At 47.0% G+C, this 15,940-nt stretch carries 12 protein-coding genes and 2 pseudogenes; 12 read left to right on the top strand and 2 right to left on the bottom strand.

Features of this window, described 5'->3' with window-relative positions; translation table 11 throughout:
* The first annotated feature begins 22 nt into the window (after positions 1-22).
* From AB7933_RS09945 to AB7933_RS10000, 12 genes and pseudogenes are all read left to right on the top strand, one after another.
* Positions 23-1,222, top strand: a complete 1,200-nt coding sequence (locus AB7933_RS09945; RefSeq protein ID WP_024074163.1) for a hypothetical protein — start codon at positions 23-25, stop codon at positions 1,220-1,222.
* Entirely contained in the window at positions 1,219-2,556 is a 1,338-nt protein-coding gene (locus AB7933_RS09950; RefSeq protein ID WP_024074164.1) for a hypothetical protein, read from the top strand. The genes AB7933_RS09945 and AB7933_RS09950 overlap by 4 nt, the downstream gene beginning before the upstream one ends.
* Positions 2,557-2,564: 8 nt before the next feature.
* Entirely contained in the window at positions 2,565-3,416 is an 852-nt protein-coding gene (locus AB7933_RS09955; RefSeq protein WP_024074165.1) for an alpha-1,2-fucosyltransferase, read from the top strand.
* Between the two features lie 470 nt (positions 3,417-3,886).
* A pseudogene (locus AB7933_RS09960) lies at positions 3,887-4,978 on the top strand (mannose-1-phosphate guanylyltransferase/mannose-6-phosphate isomerase); the annotation flags it as partial.
* A 63-nt stretch (positions 4,979-5,041) separates the two neighbouring features.
* Positions 5,042-6,022 carry an IS5-like element IS1384 family transposase gene (locus AB7933_RS09965; protein WP_010466230.1) on the top strand — a complete coding sequence of 327 codons (981 nt, stop codon included), beginning with the start codon at positions 5,042-5,044 and terminating at the stop codon, positions 6,020-6,022.
* Positions 6,023-6,166: 144 nt separating this feature from the next.
* Positions 6,167-6,490 (top strand): annotated as a pseudogene (locus tag AB7933_RS09970) (cupin domain-containing protein); the annotation flags it as partial.
* Complete coding sequence (locus AB7933_RS09975; protein WP_256335409.1) at positions 6,456-7,262, top strand: glycosyltransferase; 807 nt, start codon at positions 6,456-6,458, stop codon at positions 7,260-7,262. The pseudogene AB7933_RS09970 and the gene AB7933_RS09975, both read left to right, overlap by 35 nt.
* A 20-nt stretch (positions 7,263-7,282) precedes the next feature.
* Positions 7,283-8,314, top strand: coding sequence for a UDP-glucose 4-epimerase GalE (galE, locus tag AB7933_RS09980; protein ID WP_024074168.1), 1,032 nt, complete (start codon positions 7,283-7,285; stop codon positions 8,312-8,314).
* Positions 8,311-9,411, top strand: a complete 1,101-nt coding sequence (locus tag AB7933_RS09985) for a glycosyltransferase family 4 protein (protein WP_024074169.1) — start codon at positions 8,311-8,313, stop codon at positions 9,409-9,411. Before galE ends, AB7933_RS09985 begins: the two co-directional genes overlap by 4 nt.
* 1 nt (position 9,412) lies before the next feature.
* Positions 9,413-10,369 (top strand): NAD-dependent epimerase/dehydratase family protein, encoded by a 957-nt coding sequence (locus AB7933_RS09990; RefSeq protein WP_024074170.1) that lies wholly within the window; start codon positions 9,413-9,415, stop codon positions 10,367-10,369.
* A 37-nt stretch (positions 10,370-10,406) separates the two neighbouring features.
* Positions 10,407-11,420, top strand: a complete 1,014-nt coding sequence (locus AB7933_RS09995; protein WP_024074171.1) for an MraY family glycosyltransferase — start codon at positions 10,407-10,409, stop codon at positions 11,418-11,420.
* A 109-nt stretch (positions 11,421-11,529) separates the two neighbouring features.
* Positions 11,530-13,524 carry a polysaccharide biosynthesis protein gene (locus AB7933_RS10000; protein WP_024074172.1) on the top strand — a complete coding sequence of 665 codons (1,995 nt, stop codon included), beginning with the start codon at positions 11,530-11,532 and terminating at the stop codon, positions 13,522-13,524.
* 308 nt (positions 13,525-13,832) lie between these two features.
* Here AB7933_RS10000 and AB7933_RS10005 read toward each other — a convergent pair whose 3' ends face one another.
* Both AB7933_RS10005 and AB7933_RS10010 read right to left on the bottom strand, forming a co-directional pair.
* On the bottom strand, positions 13,833-15,005 hold the full coding sequence (locus AB7933_RS10005) for a DegT/DnrJ/EryC1/StrS family aminotransferase (RefSeq protein ID WP_024074173.1): 1,173 nt from the start codon (positions 15,003-15,005) through the stop codon (positions 13,833-13,835).
* On the bottom strand, positions 15,002-15,931 hold the full coding sequence (locus tag AB7933_RS10010) for a GDP-L-fucose synthase family protein (RefSeq protein ID WP_024074174.1): 930 nt from the start codon (positions 15,929-15,931) through the stop codon (positions 15,002-15,004). Before AB7933_RS10010 ends, AB7933_RS10005 begins: the two co-directional genes overlap by 4 nt.
* Positions 15,932-15,940: the final 9 nt, after the last annotated feature.

A 15,940-nucleotide genomic window follows, 5' to 3' on the forward strand; every position in this document is an offset into this window, starting at 1 on the left:
GTGAGTGAAGTCGGAGTAATACATGGCGGCAAAAAGGACAGTATTGATTTTAACTCAAGGACGTTTCGGCGGGACGGATTTCCTTCTCGCACGTCTCAGTAACTGGTTGAAATTGAATCATTACGATGTTGACGTTGTCACGCCTGCTGAGACAGCGAGATTGAGGGAATACGATATTGTCTTTCTTCCAACCTCCGAGATCAGTCGGCTTTGGTTTTTTTCAGTAACGTCTGTAAAATTTAAACATGTCTGCATCTGGTGTATGGGCTATGCAGCATTTCGCGGATCGTACATATCCATTTCTGATGAAGAATACTCCCAGAATATTGGCTCGAAAGGCCTCAAAGTCAGAGTGATCGAGGCTTTGAAAAGAAGGGCCCAGCGTGCGCTGGCTACATTCCTTAAGTGTAAATCAGTAGTATTTACCGATGAGGTTGGGGCATTTGCTGATCTTGGCGACTTGGCTATTCAAAGAAATATACAAGATATCATTTGCCCGATCGTCATAGATAAGAGCCCCGTCATGCATTTTGAATACAGTGCTCCAATGAGCGTGCTTCGACTTGGCTGGGTTGGTCGTGTCGACATGGACTTTAAATTTCATGCCTTAGAGCGAGTTATACTTGATATTCGCTCTCTTCGAGAAAAATCGCTAAAACGGTATAGTAAGATTGTTTTCTATGTGGTCGGCAGTGGTGATGCTATTGATGCTCTGAAGGCACTTACGTTTTCTGATTTAAGTATGGAATACCAGCTTATTCCCTCGGTTGATAAAGACGAGCTTAGCGGGTTTATCCGTGAGAACATCGACCTGATGTTCGCTATGGGAACCTCATCGTTGGAGGCGGCCAAAAATAAAATTCCTACCATAGTCGTTCCTCCCAGAGCGCGCAGAAATGACAGTCAGGTTCCTCCATATAGATGGGTGTCTGAGTCTAAAGGTTATTCATTAGGTGAGTTAAGCTATGCCGGTGTAAAGCCAGTACAGCAATCAAGTTCTATGGAAGTTCTGGTCGAACAATTTGTCGACGATGCCTATGGTATTTCATGCGCGGCGTACGAATACTCTAAACTCTTTGATGCTGAACTGGTTTTTAAGAAAATTTTTGATTTGGCGGAGAAAAGTTCCCCCTCACGCATAATGTATGTGAGGTCTTTTGAGCTGTTTTTGCTGAATAAGTTAAAAGCAGTCGCTAAGGCACTTCAGAGGCGGTCTTTATGATAATTGTTAATCGACGTGAGCTTTTATTTGGCTTGTTTTTGTTGCTTAACTTTATCTTGGCTGTCTTCGTGTTTCTAGCTTCAGATGACGTGAATAGTTATATTGGTGATTTAATATTTAATGTATTTTTGGTGTCTGTGACAGCGCTTTTAGTTTTGTTTTGCTTTCAGGGTAACTATAAGGGCGCGTTGAGTATCGCCTCGCTTGTGTCAATTTCGATATTTTTTTTCATGTGGGCTCGTCCATTTTTGACATTGTTTTTTGACAAGGATGTGGTTGAGGCTGGAATAGTGTTGGGCGAAAGCTCAGTCCGTAAATCTATCGTTATTCTGGCGTTGGGATTTATATTTATAGCTTCTGGATACCTTTTTAGTCGGAGATTAAGTTTTAGGCTGGCAAAAGGTCTGATAAGAATTCCAGTTTATAAGTTGCCTCGCCTAGCCAATGGTGCTTTCATATTTCTTGCGCTATGCAGCGGGATATTCTTTTTAGCCAAATCATTTGCCGTTGCTCAAAAGTATATGGTGGGTGATTATTTTGCTGCATTGGAAAATCCTGAGTTTCATGCTCATATTATTACATTTTTTATTGCGAAAAATATTTTGTTGTTATGGGGGGTTTTTGGGCGACATCCTAATCGGTTATTGATTATTTCATTTGTGTGGGTTTTTTTTGCTCTCGGATTTTTAATGATCGGTCTTCGAGGCTACTTTTTTGCATATTTGTTTTTGTTCGTATTTGTTTATGGTCTGGAACGACGAATAAATTATTTTTTTCTATTGGTATTAGGCGTAGGATCACTATTTTTTGCAAATATATTGCTTGAATATCGATTGGGCTTTCAAGTCGCAAATGGTGTGATGGCTAAGATATCTCAAACATTGCATGGACAAGGCGCATCGTTCGAGGTTTTGTACGGGGCTGTAAATTTCGATGGTGCGGTGAATGACTGTTTGAACTCTACAAATCAGTCGTTTGGTGTATGTGTTGATCAGGCTCGTCGTATAAATTTCGTTAGTGGCGGTTTTTCTACAAGCTTTTTTGCTGAAGCTTATTATCGAGGATGGTTGTTCTATCTGTTTTGGTGTCTCCTCTTTGGGTGCTTGGTTCGCACGTTGGACGGAGTGGTCGCAATGTATAAAGAAAGCAATATGGCATCAGAGAAACACGGGGGGGGGATTCTTGTAGTTCTGTCAGTTTTGCCGAATCTTGTATATTTCTCTCGCTCAAATATGTATGAGTTTTTACTAAAATTCCTACAGGTTGCAATAGTGCTGGTGGTCATGGCAATCGTCTTGGCGTACGTTAAAAGATATCGCGGAGTACCTAGGTGAATATGCATATGACCGTTTTGCTTCAGGGTGGTTTGGGTAATCAGCTGTTCCAGTTGGCGTGGGCTAAGTATATCGAATCTGTTTCAGCTGACACGGTATCGTGTAACAGCGAGATGCTTCTCGGCAAAGGTATTCATGGTGGTATACGGCTATCAGATTTGATTGACTTTGATCATAGTCAGTCGTCGGAGAGCTGCATTTTTTTTGAAAACGGTATCGTTGCAAAAATTGTCCGGTTGATTTTCAGAAAGGCGCATATACGTCAGTTGGGTGGTCACCTGCTTTATGATTACGATGCGGATACAAGTTTTGATCAGGCATGCAATGCGATAAATTCTAAGTTTCATTTTGGATATTTTCAGTATGTTCAAAGTGCTTTGTATTTTCGAGAAGAGCTTCGCTCGCTGATACTTAAGAAGCATGTTACGTTGCTCGCTGAGGGGAAAGAGCTCTATTCCACCAGTGTTGGCGTTCATGTTCGTCGAGGCGATTTTCTGTTATCAACAGATCCGCATCATAAGGTGATGGATGAAGACTATTATTTCAAGGCGATTGAAAGGTTCAAAGGCCGTCACTTCGTTATATTTACGGATGATAAAGATTGGTGCGAGGCAGTCTTCAAGGGACAGGACTTTGAGGTTTGTGGCTTGCTTGGGACTGATGTCAAGCCTGCGATTGCCGATTTTTTGAGCTTGATTTGTTGCAAGGATTATATAATAGGCACCAGCACTTTCGCCTGGTGGGCTGCGTTTCTAAGTTTCAACAGTAATCCGATGGTTTATATGCCTCGCGTAAAACTTCCATTTCAGTCGGAAGAAAGTAATCAGCTAATTGGGTGGAATTATATTTTGAGTGAGTAGTACCCAGTAATTTTGACACCTAGTTGATAGAGAGGATGGACGGTGTTTTCTTGTGGTCAAGACTGCCCAGCTGTTTATTTGTGGGGGGGCCTTTGCGACGTTGAGTGCCATTCGGGCGATTGAGTCGAACTTCTTCGCTAGAGTGAACTCATTTTCTTTGACTGCCGAGTTAAGCGCTGATGCTCTGGGGGCAGAATTGACGCGTTTTCGATGATTGAGGTGGCGTGCTCAGGTTACACGTGGATCATTGTCTGCTCGTCAACACGAAGGGTCGTAACTCTTGCTTGAAAACCACCACCATACTCGCATAATGGGTCAGTTACGTCGTGTCTGCATCCATTCACAGGTTTCATAAATTTTTGCTGATCAGCGACATTTGGCATGCTCACTGTAGATCCCATCTCACCACGCTGCTCGGTTTCGTATGCGACGTCATAAGCCCCCTCGAAGGTAATCAAAGGACGATATCAATGTTTGTTCCAATTATTATGGCGGGTGGTTCGGGCACTCGCTTGTGGCCTTTGTCTCGTCAGCTTCACCCAAAACAGTTTCTTCCACTGGTAGATAGCCAATTTTCGATGCTGCAAGCCACGATCAAGCGCTTGGCTGGCCTGACCCACGCATCGCCGCAATTGATTTGCAACGAAGAGCATCGTTTTTTGGCGGCAGAGCAATTACGTCTGCTTGGGCTCCAGGATGTTAATATCCTGCTTGAGCCAATGGGCCGTAATACGGCTCCAGCGATTGCTCTGGCGGCGCTTCAGGTGACGGCCGAAGGCGCTGACCCCCTGATGTTGGTATTGGCTGCTGATCACCTCATCCAAAATATTGAAGCCTTCCATGATGGGATACGGACTGCGATGGTATTGGCTGAGGCGGGTAAACTGGTTTCCTTCGGTATCACGCCCACAAGGCCTGAAACCGGCTATGGCTATTTGCGGCAGGGACCTTCAGTTGGAAATGGAGGGTTTGAAGTTACTCGTTTTGTTGAGAAGCCCAACACCGAAACTGCGCAGGTCTACCTTTCTGACGGCGGTTATTATTGGAACAGCGGCATGTTTATGTTCAGGGCAAGCCGTTATTTGGAGGAGTTGCAGGCCTTCGAGCCCGACATTCTTTTCTGGTGTCGTGAGGCACTGGCGAAGGGGCAGCGTGACATGCATTTTACTCGGATCGACCGCGAAGCGTTCTCGCAATGCCCTGATAATTCGATTGATTATGCAGTGATGGAGAAAACTCAGCAAGCTGTCATGGTTCCACTGGATGCAAACTGGAGCGATATCGGCTCGTGGGCGGCCCTGTGGGAGGCTGGTACTCATTCCGAAGATGGCAATTTACTGACAGGCGATGTGATCTCGGTAGGCACTTCTAACAGTTATGTTTATTCGGAAAGCCGCTTGGTTTCAACGGTTGGTATTAATGATCTTATCGTTGTCGAAACCAAAGATGCGGTACTTGTAGCTCATAAAGATCATGTTCAGGATGTAAAAGAAATAGTTGAAAAATTGAAGGCGGACGGAAGGAAAGAGCATATGTCTCATCGCGAGGTCTACAGACCTTGGGAAACTCTGAAAAAGACTTTCTGATTTGGCAAAATACCGCGACCCCACCCACCGAGTTTCCCGATGAAGCAGATGACCTTCGCCGACGCCGAGTACGCTGGCAAGCGCAAGCAAACCCGCAAGGAGTTGTTCCTGATCGAGATGGATCGGGTGGTGCCGTGGAAGGGCTTGATTGCTTTGATCGAGCCACATTATCCGAAAGGTGAAGGTGGCCGTCCGGCCTACCCGTTGATGGCGATGCTGCGTGTGCATCTGCTGCAGAACTGGTTCGGCTACAGCGATCCAGCGATGGAGGAAGCGCTGTACGAAACCACGATCCTGCGCCAGTTTGCCGGGCTGAACCTGGAGCGCATCCCCGACGAAACCACCATTCTCAACTTCCGCCGCTTGCTGGAGAAACACGAGCTGGCGGCCGGCATCCTCGCTGTCATCAATGGCTATCTGGGCGACCGCGGCCTGTCGCTGCGCCAGGGCACCATCGTCGATGCAACGCTGATCAATGCGCCCAGTTCGACCAAGAACAAGGACGGCAAGCGCGACCCGGAAATGCACCAGACCAAGAAGGGAAACCAGTATTATTTTGGCATGAAGGCCCACATCGGCGCCGATGACGAATCGGGTCTGGTGCACAGCGTAGTGGGCACGGCGGCCAATGTGGCGGATGTCACCCAGGTGGACAAATTGCTGCATGGCGACGAAAACGTGGTCTGCGCCGATGCAGGCTACACCGGTGTCGAAAAGCGGCCCGAGCATGAAGGACGTGAAGTTATCTGGCAGGTGGCGGCACGCCGCAGCACCTACAAAAAACTCGATAAGCGCAGCGTGCTGTACAAAGCCAAGCGCAAGATTGAAAAGGCCAAGGCTCAGGTGCGCGCCAAGGTCGAGCATCCGTTCCGGGTAATCAAGCGCCAGTTCGGTTACACCAAGGTGCGCTTTCGCGGCTTGGCCAAAAACACGGCGCAACTGGTGACACTGTTCGCTCTGTCGAACCTGTGGATGGCGCGCCGACATTTACTGACGAATGCAGGAGAGGTGCGCCTGTAATGCGGGAAATGGCCACCGGAGTGGGGTCCGGGTGGCGAAAACGTAAGAAATACTCGTCGAATTGATTGTTTTTTGATCATTTGGCGAGTTTAAAAGTTGCGCTAGGTGGTATGCCGGGGAAATACATGGCTACTTCAGACCATCCCTTGGGGAGTCTATGATGCTATCGATAGTGGTCTGCGGTACCAGGTAAAAAGAATAACGGTTAAGCCAGGGCACAAGTTATCAGTACAAATGCACCACCACCGTGCTGAACATTGGATCGTCGTCAGTGGTACTGCAAAAGTTACAAATGGAGAAAAGACTTACCTCGTGACTGAAAATCAATCTACCTATATCCCGATAGGTGGAGTCCACGCGCTGGAAAATCCGGGGGTCATACCACTTGAACTTATTGAAGTGCAGTCGGGGTCCTACCTCGGAGAGGATGATATTGTCAGGTTTTCAGATAGTTACGGGCGGTGTTGAAATGGCGGAGTTTGACGATGCTCAGCAGCCTTTTTTCAGTGTTGTAATGTGTTGTAATCGCGATGATGGGTATATTCATCAGGCGATTGAAAGTGTTTTGGCGCAAAGTTTCAGTTCTTTTGAGTTTATTATCGTCTTGAATCGGTGTTCGGATGAATTATATGATTCTGTTGTCGAGATAAAAGATTCGAGAATTTTATTGCTTCGTACAGAAATAGGTCAGTTATCCTTTAATTTGAACTTTGGTGTCAATAGTGCGAAGGGTAAGTATATAGTTAGATTTGATAGTGACGATATCTGCCATGTGGATAGGCTTGAGGAGTCTTATAAGCTTATTCTAAAGGATCCTGCTACAGATATTGTTGCTGGATCTTGCCGAATAATTGATGCTGCTGGTAGAGTCATCGGCGCTCGCGTGTTGGAAGAGCACAATTGGCGTTCTAAAGTTTCTTACTCTAACCCTTTTGTCCATCCGGCGATGGTAATCAGGAGGGACCTGATTTTATCTGTCGGAGGGTACTTGGGTGGTTTTCAGAGTGAGGATTATGATCTTTGGATACGCTTGGCGAAGCGTATTGATGTAAAGTGTGTATTTACGTCATTTCCAATGATTGATTATAGGGTTTCCGATTTTCAATCAAAAGGCAGCCGTCAGGCCTACGCAGAAGTTGCTTCATATTTTTTGAGAGAGTTTTTGATCGAGCCTAGTCTCAGTAGGCTGCTCAATGTGTTTTTGTCGGTGTTTAAAGTTTTTTTAAAGTCAAAAAAATAGTTCGGGTGTGAGGTGGTGTCTTGAAAACGGTTTTAGTTACTGGAGGGGCCGGTTATATTGGTTCTCATACACTTGTAGAGTGTCTTCAAGTGGGCTACCAAGTGGTTGTCCTTGATGATCTAAGTAATAGTTCTAGTGAAGTGCTGGTTAGAATCAAAGATATTACCGGTGTTAGCCCTATCTTCTTTGAGGGGAGTGTCTGCGATGCCGAGTTACTCACTAAACTATTTAGCAACTACTCGATTGATTTTGTGATTCATTTTGCAGGCGCTAAAGCGGTAGGCGAAAGTGTTGAACAGCCTCTGAAGTATTATACTAATAACGTGCTTGGTTCGATTGTGCTCTGTCAGATCATGGCCAGTATGAATGTTTATAAGTTGGTATTCAGCTCTTCTGCGACCGTATATGGCGATTCTCGTGAAATGCCGCTTCGGGAAGACTCTCGCAGCGCTTTGCCCATCAACCCTTATGGGCGCTCTAAGTTGATGGTCGAGCAGATGTTGTTCGATTTGGCTCATTCCGACGCACAATGGTCTATCGCCATTCTGCGTTATTTTAATCCTGTAGGTGCTCACGCAAGCGGATTGATAGGAGAGCATCCCAAGGGTACACCTAACAACTTGTTTCCTTACATTAGCCAGGTTGCTGTTGGTCTACGTCCCTCCGTGTTTATTTTTGGCAATGATTATCCGACGCCCGATGGCACCGGTATTAGAGACTATATCCATGTCGTGGATCTGGCCAAGGGACATTTGGCTGCCTTGAGTTATCTTGATACGCATAGCGGCTGCTTCTTGTGGAATTTGGGTACGGGGAGTGGCTATTCGGTTCTGGAGGTAATCAACGCTTTCTCTACAGTTAGCCAAGTAGATATACCCTTTCAATACCTTACGCGTCGTCCTGGTGATTTAGCCGAGTGCTGGTCCGATCCGTCCAAAGCAAAAAGAGACCTGGGTTGGGTCGCATCGTTGGATTTGAATGCAATGGTTGCAGATTCCTGGCGTTGGCAAACTCTGAATCCCTATGGTTATGGTGGGGAGGAAGAAAATTGAGAGTTTTGTATGTTATTACCCGTTCCGATGTCATTGGTGGGGCGAGTGTCCACCTTCTTGATCTCGCCGCCGGCGCCCAAGCTGCAGGACATGACGTAGTCATCGTTGTCGGCGGCTTCGGGGTTTTTGTCGATCGGGCCAGAGAGCGAGGGCTTGCATGCATTAGCGCGACACATCTGGTTCGACCTTTGAATGTAATCAGCGATTTTCGCTTTTATTTGGAGCTAAGGCGTATTGTGTTGGAATGGAAGCCAAACCTTATTCACGCGCATTCTTCAAAGGCCGGAATAATAGGGCGTTTGGTTGCAAAAGCACTGTCCATTCCATGTGTTTTTACAGCCCATGGTTGGGCTTTTACCGAAGGTGTATCAAGGTCCCGGCGCATTTTGTATCGTTGTATTGAGCGTGCGGTTGCGAACCTCGCCAGTAAAATTATTACCGTCTCTGACTATGATCGTTCTTTGGCGCTAAGGTCAGGCGTGGGCGATGCAGATCTAATTGTCACGATTCATAATGGAATGCCTTCGTTAAAGGAAAAATCTTCCGTCGTGAGAGAGTGCGATGTAACGCGGCTCATAATGGTCGCTAGATTTGATATACCCAAAGACCATGTATTTTTAGTCCGTGCCTTGGCGTCATTGGCTCGCAGTGATTGGACTATGGATTTCGTGGGGGACGGCCCGACTATGCCGCAGGTTAAACGCCTCGTAACTGAACTGGGTTTGGAGGATAAAATTTTCTTCCCAGGAGCTTGTTCTGATGTCTCTGAACGGTTGTCTAAATCTGATGTTTTTTGCCTTATTTCAAATTGGGAAGGGCTGCCATTAACTGTATTAGAAGCGATGCGTTCTGGTTTGCCGGTAATCGCGTCGCGCGTAGGTGGCGTTCCTGAGGCTGTTACGCAGCATGAAACCGGAATATTGGTGGACAAGCATGATCATGATGGCCTGGTATCCGCATTGAGCACTTTAATCGGTTCGCGAGATTTGCGTGCGAGGATGGGCATCGTGGCTAAATCGAGATTTTTTAATGATTTCACTTTTGAGTTGATGCTTCAGCGAACAATCAACGTTTATTCAGACGTGACCAAGGTGTGATATGCGTGTTCTGGTAACGGGAGCCACTGGATTCGTTGGGCGCGGTTTAATTCGTGCGTGCGCAGATTCTGACGGGATTGATATAGTGGCCGCGCTGCGTAACTCTCAGAGCTACAGCGAGCCGCACGTTGATGTTGTTGTCATGGGAGACATCAGCGAAGGGGTTGATTGGACACGTGCGCTTGAGGGGGTGGATGTAGTTGTCCATTTGGCCGGTCGGGCGCATGTCATAGGTGAGGCGGCTGCGGACGCACTTGCAAAGTTTAGGGCCGTAAATCTTGAAGGAACCACGGCGCTTGCCAGACAAGCGCGTGATGCCGGGGTGAAGCGCTTTATCCTCATTAGCTCGATTGGGGTCAATGGTGCTCGCACCATCGATAAACCATTTGAGGAGGAATCTATCCCCACACCTCATGCAGACTATGCCGTTTCCAAGTTGGAGGCCGAGCAGGCACTACGTCAAACAGCTCAAGGCTCTACGATGGAGTGGGTGATTGTTCGGCCTCCACTCGTCTATGGTGCCCAGGCTCCTGGGAACTTCGGGCGACTGCTTAAATTGGTATCATACGGTTTGCCTTTGCCTTTTGCTTCGGTGAAAAACTCAAGAAGTATGATCTCCCTAGAGAATCTGGCGCACTTTTTGCGCCAATGCATCACTCACCCGGGTGCTGCGAATCAGCTATTTCTCATTTCTGACGGCATTGCACTGTCAACGGCAGAGATAATTTCGCACCTAGCTATTGGAATGGGCGTGAAAACTCGTTTGCTTCCTTGTCCGCCGGTGTTGATGCGATGGGGGGCAAATATGCTTGGCAGGCCGGGTATGTATACACAGTTATGTGAGTCTCTGGTTATTGACTCATGCAAAGCCAACTCTCTGCTCGACTGGGTCCCGCCGCTGCTCCCCGGGTTTGCTCTGCAAGAATGTGGTCGCGCATTTCGGGCGCTAAGGCCATGAAATTAACTTTCTGTAGCTTTAAGGGCGTGACTTTTATATGAGTGTATGGCTTTTATTTCCTCTTGCTGTCGTTTCGTCCGCGTTGTTGACTGGTGGCCTTCGCCGTTACGCCCTTAGTCGAAGCCTCATCGACGTTCCTAACTCACGCAGTTCGCACTCGGTTCCTACACCTAGAGGCGGTGGAGTCTCGATAGTGCTGGTTTTTTTGCTGTTCGTGCCTATCTTCGGTGTAATAGGGGATTTGGAATGGCCCGCGATCTGGTCCGTGCTCGGAACAGGTTTAGGCGTCGCAGCCCTAGGATTTCTTGATGATCATGGTCATATTGCGGCCCGCTGGCGGCTGCTTGGTCACTTTCTGTGTGCCGTATGGGCATTGTACTGGCTGGGAGGCCTTCCCCCAATTGAGTTTTGGGGGGGCGTGATTGATCTGCAATGGTTCGGCGTAATTGTGTCTGCCTTCTACCTTGTATGGTTGTTGAATCTATATAACTTTATGGATGGTATAGATGGACTCGCAAGCGTAGAGGCTATATGTACTTGTGTTGGGGTTTGTATTATTTACTGGTTAACCGGCTTTGCAGGTTTAATTGGGCCGCCTTTGCTCTTGGCAATGGCCGTCAGTGGATTTCTTGTCTGGAATTTCCCGCCAGCACGTATTTTTATGGGCGATGCAGGCAGCGGATTTTTGGGGGCGGTGATGGGAGTTTTCTCGCTTTACGCTGCTTGGAAAAGCCCGGTTTTTCTGTGGGTATGGTTGGTTCTTTTAGGTGTATTTGTAGTTGATGCAACGTTCACTTTATTTTCTCGCTTGTTACAAGGGCATAGGGTGTATGAGGCTCATCGGAGTCATGCTTACCAGCATGCGGCACGTAAAGCCGGTAATCACTTGTCGGTGACCGGGATTGTTGCCGCTATCAATATATTATGGCTGTTCCCAATAGCTATTTGTATAGCTGTCTTTGGACTAAATGGTCTATTGGGAGTCGTTATTGCTTATCTGCCGTTGGTAGTCTTAGCTTATAAGTATGGTGCTGGTAAAATAGATGGTTAGACGTCTTGAGCGAGATTTATCATTTCTCGAGTGACCGTCGAGATGCTGGTTCAAAGGAATCAATGGCTTGTTGCATTAGATTCAGGGGGCTCATAAGGTATTGAAAATTATGGAAAAAGTCAGAGAGTTATTGCTGAGCCTACCACGTAGGCAAAAGCGCATCCTCCAAGTTGTAGCTGATATTTTGCTGGTCTGGGTCGCGCTATGGATGGCTTTTTTGGTGCGATTGGGTCTGGATGAGTTGATCAATCCCTTTACTACGCACTTTTGGTTGTTTTTGAGCGCACCTATCGTAGCGATCCCGCTTTTTATACGCTTTGGAATGTACCGCGCTGTTATGCGCTATTTTGGTAACGACGCACTTATTGCCATTATCAAGGCTGTCAGTTTATCGTCGTTAATTCTGGGTGTTGTTGTCTATTGGTATAGTAACCACCAGAATGTGATTCCTAGATCTATCGTTTTTAACTACTGGTGGCTCAGCTTGATCCTGGTCGGCGGGCTGCGAATGGCAATGCGCCAGTATTTTCTTGGGGATTGGTTTGCTGCAGCGCAGCATATGCCCTTCACCAGCCGTGAGGATGGTCTGCCCAGGGTTGCTGTTTACGGTGCGGGCGCCGCTGGTAACCAATTGGTTGCGGCATTGCGCATGGGGCGTGTCATGCGTCCTGTCGCTTTCATTGATGACGACACCAGTATTTCCGACCGAGTAATTTCTGGATTGCAGGTTTATAAGCCCAAACATATTCAGCGCATGATTGATGCAACAGGCGCTCAGGAAATTTTACTCGCCATTCCTTCCTCCAATCGCGGTCGCCGACGGGAAATTCTGGGTTTTCTCGAAGGTTTCCCTTTACATGTTCGAAGTGTTCCAGGATTTATGGATCTCGCCAGTGGGCGTGTAAAAGTAGATGACATCCAGGAAGTTGATATAGCGGATCTACTTGGACGGGACGCAGTGCCGGCTCAAAGCGACTTGCTGGAGCGCTGTATCAAGGGGCATTGTGTATTGGTTACAGGGGCAGGAGGCTCAATTGGCTCTGAACTCTGTCGACAGATACTGAATTTACACCCAACAACATTGTTATTATTCGAGCACAGTGAGTTTAACTTATATAGCATTTTGTCCGAATTGGAGTTGCGAATTACCAGGGAGTCTTTGCCTGTCAAATTGCTTCCAATTTTGGGCTCTGTGCGTAATGAGAAAAAACTAGTGGACGTTATGAGGACCTGGCGCGTTGACACAGTCTATCATGCTGCTGCCTATAAGCACGTGCCTATGGTTGAGCACAATATCGCAGAGGGCGTATTAAATAATGTAATTGGGACACTCAACACTGCCCAGGCAGCATTGCAGGTGGGCGTCGCGAATTTTGTACTGATCTCTACTGACAAAGCCGTCCGCCCTACCAACGTCATGGGTAGCACAAAACGCCTAGCTGAGTTGACGCTGCAAGCTCTTAGTCAGGAGTTGGCTCCTGTGTTGTTCGGGGAAATGTCCAACATTTCACGGGTCAATAAGACGCGTTTTACTATGGTTCGCTTTGGAAACGTTCTTGGTTCTTCTGGTTCAGTTATCCCGTTATTTTACAAACAAATCAAATCGGGTGGCCCGCTCACTGTCACCCACCCGAAAATCACTCGTTATTTTATGACGATTCCCGAAGCCGCCCAATTGGTGATCCAGGCAGGCTCCTTGGGGCAAGGCGGGGATGTTTTTGTTTTGGATATGGGAGAGCCAGTAAAGATTATCGAACTAGCCGAGAAGATGATTCATCTTTCTGGTTTGAGCGTTCGCTCAGAGAAAAAACCTCATGGAGATATTTCAATTGAATTCTCTGGTTTGCGACCTGGAGAAAAACTCTACGAAGAGTTGCTCATTGGTGACAACGTCGTCGCAACGCAGCACCCGATGATTATGAGAGCCAATGAAGATTATTTATCTTGGGAGGCCCTTAAGGTTAAACTCGCTGATTTGCTTGTGGCGGTGGATAAAGATGACTATGCCCGTGTTCGGCAGCTACTACGTGAAACAGTCAGCGGTTATGCACCAGATGGGGAAATCGTTGATTGGATTTATCAGCAGCGTCGATTCGAACCTTGAAATTTAGCTGCCTGTGTGGCTATGAGATTGAGTTTTGGTTGGGGCATCGCTTGAGCATGAAAAGTAAAATGTATGAGAACTTTGCAGGTCTCGGAAATTTTAAGTTACCCAAGGCGGATCTTTATTTTCTTGATTCTATAAAGCATCTTCGATGTTAGGTGAAATTCCGAAATTGCGGGCGATGAAGCGTTTGATTTTCGAGCGGTTTTCAGCGACCGGTGCGGGAAAGTTTACAGACGACAATTATGATTGTCGTGGCTGTAAAATCCTGCACCTTTCCTGGCGTGTTATGGTGCTTTAAAATTGAGTCAGGCTCGGATGCTGTTAAGCAGTGAGAATGCCTCCGAGATCGAATAGTGGTGATTGCCAACAAACAGGCCAAATTTATCGATATGTTCGGCGTTCTTCAGTTCACCATGAACCTCAGAATCAAAATACTTTACCACCTCGTTTTTAGCGAAGTTTCCGGCCACGATAGGGCGGCATTCAAATCCAAGTTCGTTCAGCTTTTCTACAAGAGTCTTGCGCGTCAACTTGCTTCCTGGACGTATTACTAAGCTGAAACCAAACCAACTGGATTCGCCAATCTCTTCTTGAATAATGATTTCCGGGTGAGCTGCCATGGCTGCTTGTAGTAGAGCGCCGTTTTTGCGCCGCTCCTGAATGAGTGTTGGAAGACGCTTGACCTGCTCTACGCCTAGCGCGCCCTCGAGCTCCAGTGGTCGGACATTGTAGCCAGGCAAAACGAAACGAAATGACTCCTCGAATGGATCATCACTTTTTTCGCTACATATAAGGTTTTGCTTGGGCAGATTTCGAGTCCAGCCATGGGCCCGTAGGGAGAGTAAAATTTGATACAGCTCTTCGTCGTCGGTGACTATCAAGCCTCCTTCCATCGTCGAAATGTGATGGCTGAAAAAGGAGCTGAAACTACCCATGACGCCGAAGGTGCCAGCTTGTTTGCCGTTGTAAGTTGCTCCCATAGACTCACAGTTGTCTTCAATCAGAACAATCTTGCGGTCACCGATGATCTCCTGAATGCGTTCGAAGTCGTTTGGGTTGCCGAGAAGGTTTACGGCCATAATGGCTCGAGTCTTATCAGTTACCGCAAGGGCCAGCTGTTCAAGATCATAATTTAAGGTGTGAAGATCAATATCAACGAACTTGATTTTCAAGCCGTATTGATAAAGCGGGTAATAGGTAGTGCTCCATGATACGGCAGGCACGATGATTTCATCACCGCGTTGCAGTTTCAAATCAGCGTTTTTAGTATAAAAAAGGGCGGCGACGATCAGCAGGTTTGCGGAGGATCCGGAGTTGACCATTACACAATGCTTACTGCCTACGAACTGCGCAAAATCTTTTTCAAATGCTTTTACGTTTTCGCCCATTGTGAACATACCGGTGGCAATGACACGTTGCATTGCGTCGAGTTCTTCTTTTTCCCAGGAAGAAGCAGCTAGAGGAAATTTAATGCTCATTGTTGATGCTCCAGATAATAGCTGTAGGTCTTTTCAATGCCCTCTTGCAGGGTATGGCGCGGCTTCCAGCCCCACAGCGACTGGCGTTCAATACTCACTAGTTTGCGAGCCATTCCAACGGGTTTAGTAGTGTCATGCATGAATTGGCCTTTGTAGTCCATCACTGCGGCAGCGGCGTGATAATACTCGTTAATTGAGTGGTCGTGTCCTAGGCCTATGTTCATATTTAAGGGGAGCGAGTCAAATTTGCTTGTTGCCTGCATGATAGCGTCAGCCAGATCTCCACCATACATAAACTCACGCCTAGCGGTGCCGTCGCCCCATATTTCCACGGTTGGATCATTATTCATCTTTGCTATGTGAATCTTATGGATGATCGCAGGCAGTAGATGTGAGTGTGAAGGCTCGAATTTGTCAAAGCGGCCGAAAATATTACATGGGATTAAGGTCTTGTATTGAAAGTTAGCATTCTCGCGCGCGATATATTCACATAGGCGAGCTGTAGTTACTTTAGCTAGCGCGTATCCCTCATTGGTTGGCTCCAGCTCGCCTTTCAACACCATATCTTCGCTAAGAGGCTCAGAATGGTTGCGTGGGTACATGCAGGAACTACCCAGGTTGATTAGGCGTTTTACGCCAGCCGTGCGAGCTGCCCATACGATATTACGACCCATATCAAGGTTGTCCAGAAGAAACCTTACAGGCTCTCTGATATTGGCTTGAATACCACCAACTTTACCCGCTGCATGGATTATCAAGTTTGGCTCATATCGCTCGAGATATTCCTGAACTGCATTGAAATCAAGTAGGTTTAACTCGCTACTTGCCGGAGCGAGCACTTCAAAATTGTCAATGCAGGAGTGCTCGAGGAGATTTCGTCCCACCATGCCGCTGCCACCGGTCAACAATATTCGTATCTTATTCATCTAATAGAT

It is taken from the genome of Pseudomonas gorinensis (assembly GCF_042015035.1).
In the GTDB taxonomy this organism is placed as follows: Bacteria; Pseudomonadota; Gammaproteobacteria; order Pseudomonadales; family Pseudomonadaceae; genus Aquipseudomonas; species Aquipseudomonas gorinensis.